The organism is Streptomyces sp. NPDC047017 (assembly GCF_040644175.1).
In the GTDB taxonomy this organism is placed as follows: Bacteria; Actinomycetota; Actinomycetes; order Streptomycetales; family Streptomycetaceae; genus Streptomyces.
This window is the reverse complement of the sequence record NZ_JBEYVW010000005.1, coordinates 397443-414926: the sequence shown is the minus strand read 5'-3', so window position 1 is coordinate 414926 and position 17484 is coordinate 397443. Positions and strand designations below refer to the sequence as shown.

Below are 17484 nucleotides of genomic sequence, written 5' to 3'. Positions count from 1 at the left end.
CGCGGTTCAGCGGCCGGCCAGCAGGCCCACCAGTCCGTCGGCGAGTTCGGTGCGCCAGCACAGGTAGTCGTGGCCGCCGTTGAACTCGCGGTACTCGGTGTCGTCGTAACCGGCGGCGGCGAGGGTGTCGCGCAGCCGGCGGGCCGCGGGCAGGGCCACCCACTCCTGTTCGCCGAAGGAGAGCCAGAACCGCACCGGCAGCCGCTGACCGGCCGCCAGCCGGCCGGTCAGCCATTCCGCGTCGGGGCCGACGGGCCACCAGAACGAGCCCGACTGGACCAGGGCGTTGCCGAAGCGGTGCGGGCTGTGCACGGCGGCGTAGGCGGCGGTCAGGCCGCCCAGGCTCTGCCCGGCCACGATCGTGCGCGCGGGGTCGGCGGTGAGCGGCAGCCGGGCCGCGGCCCAGGGCAGCAGTTCCTCCGCCAGGAAGGCCACGAACTCCGGGCGGCAGGTCAGTTGCGCCCAGCGGGTGCCCGCGTCGACGGACTCCGGCAGCACGGCGGCCACCGGCGGGATACGGCCGTCCGCGATGAGGTTGTCCAGCAGGGTGGCGACCTGGAGCCGCGGCTGCCAGTGCTCGCCGTCCAGCAGGACCAGCACCGGCAGTTCGGCCGGCCGGTCCGCCGCGGCGGGCTCGTAGAGCCAGACCCGCCGGCGGTCGCCCAGGTGGCCGCTCGCCACCTCGTGCTCGGTCACCGTGCCGCGGGCGGCCTGGGGCCGCGGCTGCCAGTCCACCGCGGCGGGCGCCTCGGGGAGTTCGGCGAAGGCGACCGGTTCGCCACCCCAGCGGCGCGGCAGCGTACGGGAGTTGTACGGGTCGGTACGGCGGTTGCCGCGCAGCCACTGCCAGTAGCCCGGGTCGTCCGGGGCGGGTCCGTCGCCCTCGTCCACGAAGAGGTCGTAGGTGCCGCGCCAGTCCGCGCGCAGCCGGACCGTCCAGTGCCACACGTCGGTGCCGGGCAGGTGGTGCATCAGATTGCCCTCGGGCGCCCGGGGATCACCGATCTTGTTGGGCAGCACCTGCACGGCCCGGGTGGTGTCCGTGCCCCGCCACAGGAAGGTGACGGCCCGGTGGCGGTCGTCGCCCAGCGGGTCGGGCCCGGTCAGCGGGGTGCCGAGACCGGCGGCCCGCGCCCAGAAGTCCGCCGTGCCGCCGGGTCCGGGGAGGGCGACGGCGGGCTCGGTGAGCAGCGGGAGCGCGTCGGGGCGGGCCAGCCGGGGCGGGTGCCGCGGTGCGCCCTGGGGCGGTGTGGTCAGGCTCATGCGAGGCGGCTCCGGTAGGGGGCACGGCAGTGATCGACTCAGGCCGACCTTACCGGCCTGCCGGTCCGCCGGGCGCCGCCGGGTCGCGTGGGAAGGGCCAATCGGGGGCCATGGGGCTGAGGTTAGGCTAACCTAAATTCACTGGCGTGCGCCGCCGGTCGGCCGCGTCTTGCCGCGTGCCCGTCCCGCACGCCCTCAGCCGCCTTCGTCCAGCAGGAAGCCCACACACATGTCCTCCGGAAGACCCACCCTCGTACCGTCGCCCTCCTCGCCCCGGGGCGGGCACAGCCGCCGTATCGCCCGCGCCGCCGCCCTGACGGCGGGCGCGGCCCTCGGACTGGGCGCCCTCGCCGCGCCGTTCGCCACGGCCGGCCCCGGTGCGGCGACCGCCACGGACACGGTCGCCCTGGCCGCGGACACCTCGGCTCCCGGCGTCACGCTGGGCACGCAGTCGGTCGCCCCCGGGGGCCAAGTCCCCTTCACGGCCACGGGGTTCCCCGCCGGAGCCACGCTCAGCGTCAAGCTGGACGACAAGCAACTGCTGCAGCGGTTCGCCATCGGTGACGACGGCAGCGTGTCCGGGTCGGTGACCGTCCCGGCCGACACCGCGCCCGGCGCCGGGCACTGGCTGCGCTTCCTCGCCCCCCAGACCAGTGTGCGCAGCGCCGAGCTGACCGTCACGGGCGGCACGCCGACCCCCACGCCGACCCCGACCCCGACGCCCACACCGACACCCACTCCCACCCCTAAGCCCACCCCCACGCCGACCGCCCCGACCGCACCGGCCGGTGTGCCGAAGGTGCGGCTGACCGGCGGCGGCAAGGTCGTGGCGGGCGGCACGGTCTCCTTCGCCCTGAGCGGCTTCGCCAAGGGGCAGTCGGTCACGGTCAAGCTCGACGACACCGACATCCTCGCCCAGTGGCCGAACGCGGTACGCGCCGACGGCACCTTCTCCGGCACGGTCACCGTCCCCAAGGGCACCAAGGCCGGGGCCCACTGGCTGCGGGTGCTGGCGCCGAACCCGCCGACCAGCCTCCGGGCCGACATCACGGTGACCTCGTCCACGGGCGGCACGGGCGGCGCGCCGGGCGGCGGCACGGGCGGTAACCCGGGCGGCGGCGGTACGGGCGGCACCCCCGGCGGAGGGCCCACCGGCGGGTCCGACGGCACGCCCACGGGCGGCGGTTCGGGCAGCGGGACCGGCAGCGCCTCGGGCGCGTCCGCCACGATCACCGCGGGGTCGAGCGTGGCGGCGGGCGGCCGGGTGAGCTTCCGCGTCACCGGCTTCCCGGCCGGCCGGCAGCTGACCGTGAAGCTGGACGACCGCGAGATCATCGGGCAGTGGCCGGACGGCATCGGCGCGGACGGCTCGCTCTCCGGGAGCGTGACCGTCCCGCAGGGCACCACGAAGGGCGCGCACTGGCTGCGCTTCCTCGCCCCCGACCCGCCCACCAGCCTGCGGGCCGACTTCACCGTCACCTCCGGCGCGGACCCGGGCACGACCACGCCCGGCACGACCACGCCGGGCGCGACCGGCGGCACGGCGGGCGGCGGCACGGCGGGCGGCGGCGCGACCCCGGTACCGGCCGCGTCCGGCGCGCCGGCCAGTGCCTCGAACTCGCGGGGCGCGAAGGCGGAGATCACGGCCGGCCAGGTGCAGCCGGGCGGGAAGATCCACTTCAAGGTGTCCAAGTTCCCGGCCGGGCAGACCGTCACCGTCAAGCTGGACGACGACGCGATCCTCGGCCAGTGGAAGGCCGACGCGTCCGGCGGGTACGAGGGCGACGTGACGATCCCCGCGGACACCTCCGTGGGCGCGCACTGGCTGCGTTTCCTCGCACCCAACCCGCCCACCACGCTCAAGGTGGACATCACGGTGACCGCACCCGGCGCGGCGGGCGCGGCGGCGACCGTGCCCGGCGCGCAGACGCCGGCGGTGGCGCCGGTGGCGGCCCCCGTGGCCTCGGCCCGCACCGAGGTCTCGTACGCGACCGTCGCCTGGTCCGCGGCGGCCGCGGCGGCGGGCGGTGCCGCGGGGGCCGCGGCCACCACGGTGTTCGTGGTCCGCCGTCGCACCGGGCGGCCCGCCGAGGGCGCCTGAGCCGTACGGACCTTCGCCCGCAGGGGTGCCCCCGCTCACCGTGAGCCGGGGCACCCCTGCGCGGCATGCCCGCGTCCGAGTGGTCTCAAGTCCCGTCCATAGCAGGCCAGTTGTGACCGTCGCCACACCCGACTCGGTCAAAAATTAGGTAAGCCTAAGCTAAGTTGTTGTTGTCCGCCTCCCTCCCCGGGAGGAGGCCTCTTCGTCAAGGAGACCGACGCCGCATGTCCTCAGTCACCCGCCAGAACCACCGTGTCCGCCGTACCGCCGCCGTCGCTGTCGCCCTCGCGTCGGGCAGTGTCCTCGCGCTGGCCGGAACCGCCTCCGCGCACACCGGCCACGCGCTCGGCCACGCCTCCACCGTCGTCTCGGCCCCGCTCGCCAAGGGCCTGTACCAGTCGGCGTACTCCGAGCGGAACCACGTGCTGTGGGCCACCACCGCCGTCGGCCGGCCGCCGGTCTCGTCCTCCTCGCTGCTCAAGGTCGACCCGCGCACCCTGGCGGTGAAGCAGACCATCACCCCGCCGGTCACCGACGCGGCCACCGGTGCCGTCGAGGCCGTCTACGGCGTGGCCGTGGACGACGAGCACGACACGGTGTGGACCACCAACACCCGCAACAACTCCGTCGCCGTCTACAGCCAGCGCACCGGCAAGCACCTGGCCACGCTGCCGAACGTGGCGCACGCCCGCGAGGTCGTCGTGGACGAGCGCCACGACCTGGCCTGGGCGAGCGGCTTCGGCGACGGCACGGTGGTCGCCTTCGACACCCGTACCCTCAAGGAGAAGAAGCGCGTCACCGTGGCCGGCTCGGCCCCCACCGGTCTCGCCGTGAACGAGCGCACGGGCACGGTGTACGCGGCCGACCTCAACGGCGACCGGCTGATCGCCGTCTCCCCCTGGGCCAAGGACCCGTCCTTCATCCCGGCCGGTGACGGCCCGATCTCCGTCGCCCTGTCCGCCGACGGCCGCACCGCCTACGCCGCCGACCAGGCCTCCGGCGCGCTCTCCGTGGTCGACCTGCGCGAGAAGGCCGTCACCGAGTCCGTACCGACCGGCGCCGGCGCCCTGTCCGTGGCCGCCGACGCGCGGACCGGCCGGGTGCTGGTCGTCAACCGCACGGCCGCGAACGTCACCGTGGTCGACCCGCGCAAGGGCGCGGTCGTCGAGACCCTGGCCACCGGCGCCAACCCGAACCATGTCACGGTGGACCACGGCACGGCGTACGTGGTGGACAAGTCCGGCGCCGGCCCGGAGGGCCAGGACCAGGCGTACCGCATCCGCATCGGGCACTGACCCCGTACGGCGGGGGCCGGCGTCCGCACCGCACCGGCCGCCGGACTCCCCCGCCGTACGGCCGGTCGGCCGGCCCGTCCGCCGGCCGACCGGAGGCACACGTACAGGGGAAGCACACACAGGGGCGGGTGACGGCACACCGTCACCCGCCCCTGCCGTTCCCGGCGTCGCCGCCGGTACCGGTCCTTCCAGCCTCGCCGCCGTTCCTGTCTTTCCCGGCCTCGCTGCCTTTCCCGGCGCTGCCGCTCTCGCTCCTGACGCCCCGTCGGTCGGCGTCCGCTCAGCCCGCCGCGGCCTCGGTCCGGCCGCCGCGGAACGCCTCCACCACCGCGTCGGTGACGGTGACGGCCGCGCAGGTGTCGGCCATCCAGCGCACGGCCATGGCGTGGTCGCCGGCCGTGCGGTCCACCACCGCGTCGGCGACGACGAAGGGCCGCAGGTCCTGCATCCAGGCGTCCGCCGCGGTCAGCATCACCTCCGCCCGGGCGGCCACGCCGACGACGATCAGCTGGTCGCGGCCCAGTTCCGTCAGCCGCGCCCGCAGCCGGGTGCCGGCGAACGCGCTGTACCGCTTGGCGACGAGCACGGTGTCCCCGGCCTGCGGCTGGACGACGTCCGCGACAGCGCGGTCCCCGTCCCGCGCGGGCGGCTCCGGGGCGGCGGCCCGCGATCCGGTCTCCGCGGCCGTCGCCCGCTGCCCCGGCACCCGTACCGCGTACACGACGGGCACGCCCGCCGACCGGGCCGACCGCGTCAACCGGCCGACCGCGGCGAGGAGTTCGCCCACGGGTGCGTTGCCGTGCAGGGCGTGCAGCCGGTATTTCTGCACGTTCTGCACCAGGAGCGCCGAACGGCGCGGATCGATCGTCCACGGGGGGCCGCCGGCGGGCAGCGACGCCACGTCGGGCATGGGGTACGGGACGATGGGGGAGGACGTCACGGGTTCAGCCTTTCGGGATCGGTGGAGCGAGACGGCACCCCGCGCCGGCGGCGGCCTGGTTCAGGCCGGCAGGCGGCCCGGGTGGGACAGGCGGCGCGCCGCGGCCAGCAGGCCGTGGATCTGGGGGCCGACGTGGTCGATGTGACGCACGGGTGCCTTGAAGGGCAGCCGGGCGTCGCGGTGGGTGTGCGGGTATTCGAGCCGCAGGGTCAGGCCGTAGCGGTCGATCCGCACCGGCAGCACGCGCTGGACGCCGCTGACCGGCAGCGGGCGCACCAGGCGGAGCAGCAGCGGGACGAGTTCGCGGTGCTCGTCGAGGAGGTGGGTCAGCATGCCGGCCTCGCGCGTGGCCAGCGGGTCGGGAGTGGTCGCCTCCAGTTCCTGGAGGGTGACGTACGTACGGCTCCGCCCGTCCTCCAGGACCGCCTGCCCGAACTCCATGCAGGTGCTCTGCTCCGACGCCGGGTCGTAGGGGGCGCCGAGCAGTCCGGTCACGGTCACCCGGGCGCGCAGCCGTTCGCGTACGGGGGTGGGGGCGATGTCGGTGAGTTCCAGCCGTACGGGAACGCGTCCGGCCGGTCGGACGGCGGGGTCCTCGGAGGGGGCGTGCAGGTGGAAGTGGCCCATGGCGCCCTCGCCGTCGAGGCGGCGCACTTCGGTCTGCACCCCGTCGCTCACCACGCTCAGCGAATGGGCGGCGGCCAGTACCGAGCGGACGCGCTCGGCGGCGGTGGGTGCGATGGCGCGGGGACGGGAACGGCGCATCCGGGCCCTCCAGGAGGAGCGGGAAAAGTAAAACTTAGGTTTGCCTAACCTAACTTACTCTATCCTCGGCGCACAGGAATCCGACGGAGGCGAGGGTGGGATGCCGGTGAACGGCTGGGACGCCGAGACCGCGGTGATCGGCCTGGGGGCCTGGGGCTCCGCGGCGCTGTGGCAATTGGCGCGGCGCGGCGCGGACGTGATCGGGGTGGACCGGTTCGCGCCGGGGCACGCGTGGGGCGCCTCGCACGGCGGGTCGCGGATGTTCCGGATCACCTGCCTGGAGCATCCGGATCTGGTGCCGCTGGCCCGGCGGTCCGCACAGCTGTGGCGCGCGCTGGAACACGACTCGGGCGAGGAGCTGTTCGTACGCTCGGGCGGACTGCTGATCGGGCCGCCGGACGGCCCGATCACCGGAGGCACCCTGCGCGCCGCCGAGGCGCACGGCATCGAGGTGGAGATCCTGTCCGCCGACGAACTGGGCGAGCGGTACCCGCTGCACGCGGCGGTCCCGCGCGGCCACATCGGCGTCCGGGAGCCCGGCGCGGGGATCGTCCGGCCGGAGGCGTCGGTCCGGGCCGCCGTCGCACTGGCCCGCTCGGCGGGCGCCCGGGTGCTGACCGGGAGCCGGGTCACGGACCTCGTGGCGGTGCCCGGCGGGGTGGAGGTGGTGACGGCCACCGGCACACTGCGCGTACGGCGGGCCATTGTCACCGTGGGGGCCTGGCTGTCCACCCTCCTGCCCCGGCTGCCCCTGGAAACCGTACGCATGCCGATCTGCTGGTTCCGCCCGGCCACCGGGACCGGCGGGGACGGCGGGGACGACAGCGCGGGCAGCAGGGACAGTGCGGGCGGGAAGGACTTCGGCCTCGACCGGTTCCCGGTGTTCATGCGGGAGGCCGGTGGCGGCCAGGTGCTGTGGGGCAACGGCCGGGAGAACGGACACGACGTCAAACTCGGCCTGGAGTACGGCGGGGGCGGCTTCCGGCCCATGGACCCGGAGGACACCGACCGGTCCGTGGGCGCCGAGGACTGGACGGAGCTGGCACGGCTGCTGGCGGTGTGCGTCCCCGGGCTGGACCCGGTGCCCGCGCGGGTGGCGGTCGGCCTGTTCTCGCGCACACCGGACGGGCAGTTCGTGATCGGCAGCCCGGACGGGGACCCGCGGCTGATCGTCGCCGGCGGCTGCAACGCGCACGGCGGCAAGCACGCCCTCGGCATCGGCGAGGCGCTGGCCGACCTGGCGACCGGCGGCGAGACCCGGATGCCTCTCGACTTCGCCCACGCGGACCGCTTCCCCGCCTGACGCCCCGCCTCTCCTCGATGCGTACAGCATTCCGACAGATTAGCGACCGGTGTTCCCAAATTAAGTTAGGCTAGCCTGACCTGATCTCGGGAGGACGCATGACCCGGCGTGCCCGTCTGCTGGTCCTGACCGTGCTCTACGCCGGCCAGTACCTGGCCATGAGCCCCCTGACGGCCCTGCCGGCGATCCTGCGCGACGAAGGCGCCTCACTGCGCCAGGTCGGCGCGGTCTCGCTGGTGAACTTCATGGTCATCGCGAAGGCGCTGTGGGCCCCGCTCGTCGACCGCTACGGCCACCGCCCCGGCGGCCACTACCGCACCTGGCTGAGCATCACCCAGCCGTCGATCGCGGTGCTGCTGGTGGCGCTTGCCGCCGTGGACATCCGCTCGGACTTCGCGCTGCTGATGGCCGGGGCGTGCCTGCTGGGCGCGCTGATCGGCACCCAGGACATCGCCACCGACGGACTCGCGGTCCGCCTCATCGACCCCGAGGACCGGGGCCGGGCCAACGCCGTGCAGGTCGGCGCGGGCTTCGCGGGCGCCGCGATCGGCGGCACCGGCATGCTCGCCCTCGTCCAGCACGCCGGCTGGTCGTGGTCTGTCATCGCCCTGGCCGGTGTCTGCCTGCTGCCGCTGGCCGTGGTGCGCCGCATCGAGGAACCCGTGCGGCCGCTGTCCGGTGCGGCGGGGGCGGCGGTCCGGCCGGGGCTGCGCGCCCTGCGGTCGCTGGCCCGCCGGCCGGGCGTGGCCGCCTGGGCGGGCGTCCTGGTGCCCCTGGTCTGGATGGGCATCATGCTGCCCCAGTCGCTGATCGGCCCGCTCCTGGTGGACCGCGGCTGGCCGCTCGGCCGCATCGGGCTGCTGTCCGTCCTCCTCGGCGGGGCGGCCGGGATCGCCGGTGCCTCCGCCACCGGGCGACTGGTCGCCCGGCACGGGCGCGGGCGGGTGCTGGCCGCCTCCTGCCTGGTGCAACTGGCGGCCACCGCGGTGCTCCTGACGGTCGCGGCGGGGGCCGGGGGCGGGGTCGCGGCCCTCTCCGTGGCGGCGCTCGGCCTGGCCCGCGGCGCGCTCAACACCGTGATCTTCACCGCGTTCATGGACTTCTGCCGGCCGGCCACCGCAGGCACCGACTTCACCGTCCTGTCGGCCTGGGGCTTCACGGTCGCCGTGGTCGCGCAGGCCGTGGGCCCCGGGCTCGCCGGAGCCGTCGGCTACGAGGCGGCCGTGGTGGTCGCGGGGGCGATGACGGCGGCGGCCCTGCTGTGGGTACGGGTGCTGTACGCCCGCGAGCGGCCGGCCGAGCCGTCAGGAAGCCCCGAGCACGCCGTCCAGGACGCGGGGTAGCGCCCAGACGAAGTCGTCGCGCGGGGTGCTCACCCCGTGCGGGCCATGCGGGCCATGCGAGCCATGCGGGCCGTGCGGGCCGGAGACGTCCGTGGCGTCCTCCGCGCCAGCGGCGTCAGCCGTCGCCTCGTCGGCCGTCGCCTCGGCGTGTCCCACCGGGTGGACGTTGAGGACATGGCCGAGCAGCAGGTGCCACAGGACGCGGTAGACCCGGGCGAGATCGGCCCGGGACGCTCCCGTGGCCCCGGGGGCGGTGTCCGCGAGCGAGCCGAGCGCGTCGAGCGCGCTGCTGGAGAACACCGAGGCGCTGTCGGCCACATGTTCGCCCTCGGCGATGATCCGGGCCGCCCAGCGGTGCCGCGCCAAGTAGTCGTAGGCGTCCAGCCACTGGCCGACGACCCGCTCCCGGGGGTCCGCCTGCTCCCCCGCTCCGGGGAGGTGCACGGCGACGTCCTCCGCGAGGAGGCGCAGGAGTTCGTCACGGTCCTCTATGTGCCGGTACAGGGATGCCTGCCCGGTCCCCAGGCGCTGCGCGACCCTGCGCACGGTCAGCGCGTCGAGCCCCTCGTCGTCCGCGATGCGCCGTGCCATCGCGACGATGCGCTCGCGGGACAGGATGCGCGGTCGGCCGGGAGGACGTGCGTTCACGCGATCACCCTACCCGCCGGCCCGGCGGCACCCTTCGGCCCGCCATGCCCGCGGGGCTTGTGACCCGGGGGCCGCGTTGCCTATGCTCCTCATTAGCGAACAACGGTCGCAAACTATCGCCGGGGCCTCCCGGGCCGGCGAGCAGGACCACCGCGCGGACCGCGACTCCACGAGCGCACACACCCATTGACCCGCACACACCCATTGACCCGCACGCATTCATTGACCGCACCCACCTCACGGCCGCACGCATCCCACGACCGCACGCGCCCCACGACCGCACCGACACCGAGGTGACCCTTGACGGCCCCCGCCCCAGCCCCAGCTCCCGGCCCAGCCCCCACCCCTGACTCCGCTCCCCCCGCCCAGCCCGGGACGAAGGCCCTGATCGCCCTCATCCTGGCCGTCCTGTCCTACTCGCTGGTGCAGACGATGCTGGTGCCCACGCTGGGCATCCTCCAGGCCGAGCTGCACACGAGCGCCGCCGGCGCCTCCTGGGCCGTGCTCAGCTCCACCCTCCTGGCGAGCGCGGTCCTCACCCCGCTGATCAGCCGGCTCGGCGACAGCCACGGCAAGCGGCGGGTGCTGCTGATCACGCTGGCGCTGCACCTGCTGGGCAACCTGGGCGCGTGCGCGGCCTGGAACGTCGGCTCGCTCATCGCCTTCCGCGCCCTGCAAGGCGTCAGCCTCGCGCTGCTGCCGCTCTCCCTGGGCCTGATCCGGGAGGCGCTGCCCCCACACCGGGTGGCGTTCGGACTGGGCCTCACCTCGGGCCTGGTGGGCGGCGCGGCCGGGGCCGGCCTGCTGGTCGGCGGCCTCATCGTCGACCACGCCTCCTGGCGCTGGCTGTTCGTCGCGGGTTCCGCGCTGGTGCTGCTGGCCCTGGCCGCGGTGGCGCGGTACGTCCCCGAGTCACGCTCGACCGCGCCGGCGCCGCTGGACCCGGCGGGCGCCGCGCTACTGGGCCTCGCGCTGGTCTGCCTGCTGCTGGGACTCACCCAGGGCCCGGCCTGGGGCTGGACCTCCGGCCGGGTGGGCGCGCTGGCCGGGGGCTTCGTCCTGTGCTCCGCCGCGTTCCTGTGGTGGGAGCACCGGGTGCCGCACCCGCTGATCGACCCGGCCCTGCTGCTCGGCCGCCCGATGGCGGGCGCCCATGTCGGGGCCTTCCTGCTGGGCGCCACCCAGTTCGTCTTCTACGTCCTGGTGCCCAAGCTGGCCGAACTGCCCGCGGGACTGCCCGCGCGGGCGGCGCGTCTGGTGGACTACGGCTTCGGGGCGTCGGTCACGGTGGCGGGGCTCATCCTGATCCCGGGCACGCTGCTGGGGCTGCCCGCCAGTTCGGCGGTCGGGCGGGTGGAGGGGCGGCTGGGGCCGCGCGCCCCGCTCGCGCTCGGGCTCGCGGTCAGCGCGGCCGGCGGGGCCGTGACGGCCCTGTTCCACGCCCGGGAATGGCAGGCCGTGCTCGGTTACGCGGTGATCGGCACCGGGTTCGGGTTCGCCATGGCCGCGCTGCCGAAGCTGATCCACGACGTCGCCCCGCCGCACGCCATCGCGACGGCCAACGGCATCAACACCGTCGCCCGGACCGTGGGCGGAGCCGTCGGCAGCCAGCTCGCCGCCGCGGTCCTGGCCTCCCGCACGATCACCGGCACCGCACTGCCCGCCGGCTCGGGCTTCACACTCGCTTTCTGGATCGCCACCGGCATAGCCGCGGCGGGTGCGGTATACGCCCTCACCGGCGGCCGGGCACCCGGCGAAAGGAAAAGCAGCCGCGAATTCACCGGCAGCCGAAAAGTATCCACCGGCCGGGAAATGAAGGAAAAGGAAAAAGAAGAGGAGATGAGCTGACCGAAAGCCGCCGAGCGACCACCACAGGTTCGGACCCGGTAGTCATCGACGCAAGAAACAGCACGTCACAGGCCAAGTCGCCAGGCAACTTAGGGTACCCTACCCTGACACAGGCTTCCGGAGGTGTCAACCGGGACCACCCGCCCCGCAGGAGCGGTGGAACAGTCAACGAAAAGCACTGGCGAAAAGCTCTGGCGAACGACGGTCGCAAACGATCTCTGATCGTCCCTTGCCAGGTTACATATCCGTGTGCTGATACTTGGGCGGCCCGGGACAGTTTCTCTGCGGCTCGCTCTTTCGCGCCGCCATCCCGGGACTCAGGGACATCACCGAACGGAAGCCTTTCTGCCTGGAGGGGCCTTGCCTGGTTCCGCCCGTCACTCCGCCCTGTCCGCCGCCCGGCCGGCCGCGTCCGAGCCGCCCGCTCCCCCGCCCGCGGACCTTCCCGCGCACCAGGAGGAATTACGCCGCCGGCTCGCGCGCACACTCCGGCTGGACCCCTCGAAGATCGGTGACGACGACGATCTGGTCGGCCTCGGCCTGGACTCGGTGACCACGATGACCCTGGTCGGGACCTGGCGGCGGGCCGGACTGCCGGTCACCTACCGGGAGTTCACCCTCAGCCCGACCGTGTCCGACTGGTGGGCGCTGCTGGCCGGCAACCGGCCCTCGGCGCCCCCGGCCGGGCCCGCCGGACCACTCCCCGCCACCGACCCCGCGGCCCCCTTCCCGCTCACACCGGTCCAGCACGCCTACTGGATCGGCCGGAGTGAGGGCCAGGCGCTCGGCGGCGTCGCCTGCCACGGCTACTTCGAGTTCGACGGCCCCGACGTCGACCCGGACCGACTGGAGTACGCGGTACGGGAACTGACGGTACGTCATGGCATGCTGCGGGCCGTGATCCGGGACGACGGCCGGCAGCAGATCGCGGCCCGCTCACCGTGGCCCGGTCTGGTCCGTCACGACCTGCGGTCGCTGCGCCCCGAGGCCGCCGAGGAGCGGCTGCGGTCCGTCCGGGACGAACTCTCCCACCGGCTGCTCGACATCCGCTCCGGCGAGGTCTTCGACCTCCGGCTGTCCCTGCTGCCCGGCGGCGCCCGGCTGCACCTGAACGTGGACCTGATCGTCGCCGACGTCATGAGCATCCAGGTGCTGCTGTCGGACCTCGCCGCCCTGTACCGGGGCCGCGACCTGGCGCCGCTGTCCCTGAGCTTCCCCGAGTACCTGGCGGACGTCACCGCCCGGCGCCGCCCGGAGCGCGAGCGCGCCCGCGCGCACTGGCTCGAACGCGCCGACCGGGTGCGCGTCGGCGGTCCCCGGCTGCCGCTGGCCACCGACCCGGCCCAGGTCACGCGCCCGCGGTTCAGACGCCGCTCCCACCTCGTGGAACAGGCCCTCTTCGACCAGCTCACCCGGCGGGCCCGAGCCCACCGGGTGACCCCCTCCATGGTGCTGGCGACGGCGTTCGCGGAGACCCTCGGCCGCTGGAGCGAGAACCGGAGGTTCCTGCTCAACGTCCCCCTGTTCGACCGGCAGCCCGGCCACCCCGACACCGGACGGATGATCGCCGACTTCACCAATCTGGTCCTGCTGGAGGTGGAGACCGGCGGCCCCGGAGCCTTCGCGGACCGGGTGCGCGCGGTGCAGGACCGTTTCCAGCAGGACGTGTCGCACGCGGCGTACTCGGCGGTCGAGGTGCTGCGGGACCTGTCCAGGAACCGGCCGGACGGCCCGGTCGCCGCACCCGTCGTCTTCGCCAGCAGCCTCGGCGGGCCCTTCGTCGACGACGACTTCCGCGCCTGCTTCGGGGACCTGAGCTGGATGCTCTCCCAGACCCCGCAGGTCTGGCTCGACCACCAGCTGTACGAGACCCCGGACGGGCTGCTGCTCACCTGGGACACCGTGGACGCGCTGTTCCCGCCCGGCGTGGTGGACGCGATGTTCGACGCGTACACCGGCCTGGTCCGGGCGCTGGCCGCCACCGGCCCGCACGGCGACCGCGCCTGGGACGAGCCGGTCCCGCACCCGCTGCCGCCCGCCCAGGCCGCCCGCCGCGCACAGGTCAACGCCACCGGGGCGCCGGTGCCGCAGGGGCTGCTCCACGACAGGGTGATCGACCAGGCTCGGCGCACCCCGGACCGTACCGCCGTGATCGCCGCCGACCGGACGCTGACGTACGGCGAACTCCTGGGCCGCGCACAGGCCGTGGCCCGGCTGCTGCGCGAGCGGCGCCGATGTACCACCGGCGAGATCGTCGCCGTCGCCATGCCCAAGGGCTGGCAGCAGATCGCCGGTGTGCTCGGTGTCCTGCTGGCCGGCTGCGCCTACCTGCCGCTCGACGCCGCCCAGCCGGCCGCGCGCCGTGACCGGATCCTGCGCGACGCGGGCGTCCGCCGCGTCCTGGTGTGCGCCGGAAGCACGGACCACTGGCCAGAAGGCGTCACCGCCGACGCCGTGGACACGCTCGGCCCGACCCCCGGCACGGACGACGAGGGCCGCCTCATCCCGGACAGTGCGCGGCCCCGGCCCGAGGACATGGCGTACGTCATCTACACCTCCGGCTCCACCGGCGCGCCCAAGGGCGTGATGGTCAGTCACCGTGCCGCGCTCAACACGGTGGTGGACATCAGCACCCGGTACGGCGTCGGCCCGGACGACCGGGTGCTCGGCCTGGCCGGCCTCGGCTTCGACCTGTCGGTGTACGACGTGTTCGGCCCGCCGGCCCGGGGCGGCGCCCTGGTGCTGCCCGACCCCGACCTGCGCGGCGACCCCTCGCACTGGGCGGCGCTGATCCACGAGCACCGCGTCACGCTGTGGAACTCCGTCCCGGCCCAGTTGCAGATGCTCGACGACTGCCTGGGTCCCGCGCACCGGGAGGCGCCCGCCGCACACGACCTGTCCTCGCTGCGGCTCGCCCTGCTCAGCGGCGACTGGATCCCCGTGGCCCTGCCCGGATCGGTCCGGGACAGGCTGCCGGGAGTGCGGCTGGTCAGCCTGGGCGGGGCCACCGAAGCGGCGATCTGGTCCATCCACCACCCCATCGACACCGTCGACGCCGGGTGGACCAGCATCCCGTACGGCACCCCGCTGGCCAACCAGAGCTTCCATGTCCTCGACGCCGGGCACCCCGCGCTGCGCCCGTGCCCCGACTGGGTCACCGGCGAGCTGTACATCGGGGGCACCGGGCTCGCCCTGGGCTACCTCGGTGACCCGGGACGCACCGCCGAGCGGTTCGTCACCCACCCGGTCACCGGCGAACGCCTCTACCGCACCGGCGACCTGGGACGCTACCGCCCCAGCGGCGACATCGAGTTCCTCGGCCGGGCCGACTCCCAGGTCAAGGTGCTCGGGCACCGGATCGAGCCGGGCGAGATCGAGTCGGCGCTGGAACGGCACCCGTCCGTCGGCGCGGCCTGCGTCCTGGCCGACGGCGACCGTACGGACCGCCGCCTGGTCGCCTTCGTGACCGGCCGCCGCCGCACCCCGGACACCGACCGGACGGCCGCTCTGCGCACGGCCGCCGGCACCGCCGGGCGCCGCGCCGCCGGGGCGCTCCCCGAGGCGGACCGGATGCGCGCCTTCCACGCCGCGCTCGACGAGGCGGTCCTGCTCACCGTCCGTCAGGCGCTGGACGCGGCGGGCGCCTTCACCCGCGCGGGCCGCGCGCACACCGTGGCGGAGGTGCTGCGGCTGACCCGGGCCGTCCCACGGCACCAGTGGATCGTACGGCGCTGGCTGGGCCTGCTGCACGACGCCGGCCGGCTCACCCGCGACCCGGCCGGCCCCGCGTACACCGCCACCGGCGCGCCACCGGACCGGGCGCAGGCGGACGCCGCCTGGCGCCGGGTGCGCGAGTTGCACGCCGCCGGCCACGACCAGTGGTCGCCCGAGGCGGTGGCCCTGTTCGAACGCAGTGGGGCCCGGCTGCCCGAACTGGTCGGCGGCGACCAGGACGAGGTGCACCTGCTGTTCCCAGAGGGCCGCACGGACACCGCCGTGTCCCTGTTCAGCGACTCCCTGATCGCGCGCCACACCAACGGCGCGGTCGCCGGGGCCCTGCGCGCGATCGCCTCGGAACACGGCCCGCAGGACGGGCCGCTGCGCGTCCTGGAGGTCGGGGCGGGCGTCGGCGGCACCAGCGCGCCGGTCTTCGAGGCCCTCGCCGGCCAGGACGTGGAGTACCTGTTCACCGATGTGTCCCCGTTCTTCCTCCACGCGGCCCGCGAGCGCTTCGCCGACGTGCCTTTCGTGGAGTACGCCCTGTTCGACATGGACGGCGACCCCCGCGCCCAGGGCCTGGACGCGAACTCGTTCGACGTGATCGTCGCCGCCAACGTCCTGCACAACGCGCGCGACGCGGCCGTCATGCTCGGCCGGCTGCGGGACCTGCTCGCTCCCGGCGGCCGGCTGCTGTTCACCGAACCCACCCGGGAGAGCCCGGAGTTGATGATCTTCATGGCGTTCCTGATGGACGCCGGGGACACGGGGACCGGCTTCACGGACGTACGCGAAGGGCAGGACCGCATGCTGCTCGGCCTGCCGGAGTGGACGGAGCTGCTGCGGGCGGCGGGCGCGTCGGAACTGTGGCATCTGCCGCCGCCCGCCGCGCCGGACGGCGGCCCGTTGCCGCCGTCCCTGGGCCAGCTCCTGCTCGGCGCCCGCTTCAAGACCGACCGGGCCCGGGTGGACACCGGTGCCCTCGGCGCGCACCTGGCCGGCCGGCTCCCGGCGTACATGCTGCCCGCCCGCACCCATGTGCTCGACGCCCTGCCGCTGACCGCCAACGGCAAGGTGGACCGGGGCGCGCTCGCCTCCTGGCTACGCGCCGCCCCGGACCGGTCGGCGGACGGCGGGGAGCCGGTCGCGCCGCGCGACGCGCTGGAGGCGGCGATCGCCGGCCTGTGGGCCGAGGTGCTCGGCGCCGGCGGGCGCTGCGGGGTCCTCGACGACTTCTTCGCCGTCGGCGGCGACTCCCTGCTGGCCGCGCGACTGGCCGGCCGGGTCCGCGACCGGCTGCCCGAGGCCGGCGCGCACGGCTTCGACGTCCTGCTCCGGTCCCTGATCGAGCACCGGACGATCGCCGCCCTGGCCGACACCGTACGCCGGGACCCCGCCCCGCCCCTCGTCCCGCCCGCCGGGCCGGGCGCGGAGCCCGGACGGTGAGCGCCGCCCCGCCGCCCCCGCCCGGCCTGCTGCTGCGGCACACCCCGGGAGCACGGACCGGGACCCGGCTGGTGTGCCTGCCGCACGCCGGAGGCGCACCCGGCATGTTCGTGCCGTGGGCCGACGGGCTCGGCCCGGACGTCGAGCTGGTCTCGGTGCGGTACGGCACGCCCGGCCGCGTCCCGGACAGCGTGGCCGCGCTGGCCGGTCTCGTCGCCGGCGAGCTGGGGCGCCTGCCCCGGCGGCCCACCCTGCTGTTCGGGCACAGCATGGGCGGCATCGTCGCCTACGAGGTGGCCCGCCGCTGCCCGGCCAGGGCCGGCCTGGTCCGGCTGGTGGTGTCGGGGACGGTGGCGCCCGCCGCGCACCTGCCGGGAGACACGCACCGGCTGGACGACGAGGCGTTCGTCGCGGAGCTGACCGCGCTCGGCGGCACCGACGCGGAGCTGCTCGCCGACCCGGCGGCCCGCTCGGTGTGGCTGCCGCCGATCCGCCGGGACTTCCGGCTGATCGACACCTACCGGCACCGGCCCGGCCCACCGCTGGCCTGCCCGGTCACCGCGCTGGCCGGACACGACGACCACGAGGCGCCGCCGGACCTCATGCGGGCCTGGCGCGACACCACCTCGGCCGGCTTCGACCTGCGGGTCTTCCCCGGCGGCCACTTCTATCTGCTGGCCGGGCGGCAGGCGGTCGTCACCGAACTGCGGCGCCGCCTGGCACGGCCGGGCGCCGCACCGCCCGCCCTCGCCCTGCCCTGAGCGGCCCGGCCGCCGCCGCATCCCACTCCTCCACCGACCGCAAGGAGTCGCGTC

The 17484-nt window shown here is 75.1% G+C and carries 11 protein-coding genes; 7 read left to right on the top strand and 4 right to left on the bottom strand.

Annotation, left to right across the window (positions count from 1 at the left end; translation table 11 throughout):
* Positions 1-6: 6 nt before the first annotated feature.
* Complete coding sequence (gene fes / locus ABZ858_RS11645; RefSeq protein ID WP_361375213.1) at positions 7-1263, bottom strand: enterochelin esterase; 1257 nt, start codon at positions 1261-1263, stop codon at positions 7-9.
* A 229-nt stretch (positions 1264-1492) separates the two neighbouring features.
* Here fes and ABZ858_RS11640 point away from each other — a divergent pair, with 229 nt between their 5' ends.
* Both ABZ858_RS11640 and ABZ858_RS11635 read left to right on the top strand, forming a co-directional pair.
* Positions 1493-3364, top strand: coding sequence for a hypothetical protein (locus ABZ858_RS11640; RefSeq protein WP_361375211.1), 1872 nt, complete (start codon positions 1493-1495; stop codon positions 3362-3364).
* A 224-nt stretch (positions 3365-3588) separates the two neighbouring features.
* Positions 3589-4659, top strand: a complete 1071-nt coding sequence (locus ABZ858_RS11635) for a YncE family protein (protein ID WP_361375209.1) — start codon at positions 3589-3591, stop codon at positions 4657-4659.
* 280 nt (positions 4660-4939) lie between these two features.
* Here the strand turns inward: ABZ858_RS11635 and ABZ858_RS11630 are convergent, their stop codons facing one another.
* The gene (locus tag ABZ858_RS11630) at positions 4940-5599 is read right to left on the bottom strand and encodes an isochorismatase family protein (protein WP_361375207.1); all 660 of its coding nucleotides are present in this window, start codon (positions 5597-5599) and stop codon (positions 4940-4942) included.
* Between the two features lie 60 nt (positions 5600-5659).
* Positions 5660-6364 (bottom strand): DUF2470 domain-containing protein, encoded by a 705-nt coding sequence (locus tag ABZ858_RS11625; RefSeq protein ID WP_361375205.1) that lies wholly within the window; start codon positions 6362-6364, stop codon positions 5660-5662.
* 100 nt (positions 6365-6464) lie between these two features.
* Between ABZ858_RS11625 and ABZ858_RS11620 the strand changes: the two genes are divergently transcribed.
* Together ABZ858_RS11620 and ABZ858_RS11615 are read left to right on the top strand one after the other, a co-directional pair.
* Positions 6465-7667 carry an FAD-dependent oxidoreductase gene (locus ABZ858_RS11620; RefSeq protein ID WP_361375203.1) on the top strand — a complete coding sequence of 401 codons (1203 nt, stop codon included), beginning with the start codon at positions 6465-6467 and terminating at the stop codon, positions 7665-7667.
* A gap of 98 nt (positions 7668-7765) precedes the next feature.
* Positions 7766-9010: an MFS transporter gene (locus ABZ858_RS11615; protein ID WP_361375201.1), complete on the top strand. Its 1245-nt coding sequence runs from the start codon at positions 7766-7768 to the stop codon at positions 9008-9010.
* Here ABZ858_RS11615 and ABZ858_RS11610 read toward each other — a convergent pair.
* Complete coding sequence (locus ABZ858_RS11610) at positions 8972-9658, bottom strand: TetR/AcrR family transcriptional regulator (RefSeq protein WP_361375199.1); 687 nt, start codon at positions 9656-9658, stop codon at positions 8972-8974. The genes ABZ858_RS11615 and ABZ858_RS11610 overlap by 39 nt on opposite strands.
* A 300-nt stretch (positions 9659-9958) precedes the next feature.
* Here ABZ858_RS11610 and ABZ858_RS11605 point away from each other — a divergent pair, with 300 nt between their 5' ends.
* The 3 genes from ABZ858_RS11605 (at position 9959) to ABZ858_RS11595 (ending at position 17430) form a co-directional block, all read left to right on the top strand.
* A complete protein-coding gene (locus ABZ858_RS11605) occupies positions 9959-11506 on the top strand; it encodes an MFS transporter (RefSeq protein WP_361375197.1) in 1548 nt (515 codons plus the stop codon).
* 360 nt (positions 11507-11866) lie between these two features.
* A complete protein-coding gene (locus tag ABZ858_RS11600) occupies positions 11867-16669 on the top strand; it encodes an amino acid adenylation domain-containing protein (protein ID WP_361375195.1) in 4803 nt (1600 codons plus the stop codon).
* A complete protein-coding gene (locus ABZ858_RS11595; RefSeq protein ID WP_361375193.1) occupies positions 16666-17430 on the top strand; it encodes an alpha/beta fold hydrolase in 765 nt (254 codons plus the stop codon). The genes ABZ858_RS11600 and ABZ858_RS11595 overlap by 4 nt, the downstream gene beginning before the upstream one ends.
* The last annotated feature ends 54 nt before the right edge of the window (positions 17431-17484 follow it).

What these genes read in the sequence shown, in the direction of transcription:
- fes (WP_361375213.1), bottom strand. Translation starts at nt 1,263, where the DNA reads ATGAGCCTGACCACACCGCCCCAGGGCGCACCGCGGCACCCGCCCCGG.
- ABZ858_RS11640 (WP_361375211.1), top strand. Translation starts at nt 1,493, where the DNA reads ATGTCCTCCGGAAGACCCACCCTCGTACCGTCGCCCTCCTCGCCCCGG.
- ABZ858_RS11635 (WP_361375209.1), top strand. Translation starts at nt 3,589, where the DNA reads ATGTCCTCAGTCACCCGCCAGAACCACCGTGTCCGCCGTACCGCCGCC.
- ABZ858_RS11625 (WP_361375205.1), bottom strand. Translation starts at nt 6,364, where the DNA reads ATGCGCCGTTCCCGTCCCCGCGCCATCGCACCCACCGCCGCCGAGCGC.
- ABZ858_RS11620 (WP_361375203.1), top strand. Translation starts at nt 6,465, where the DNA reads ATGCCGGTGAACGGCTGGGACGCCGAGACCGCGGTGATCGGCCTGGGG.
- ABZ858_RS11615 (WP_361375201.1), top strand. Translation starts at nt 7,766, where the DNA reads ATGACCCGGCGTGCCCGTCTGCTGGTCCTGACCGTGCTCTACGCCGGC.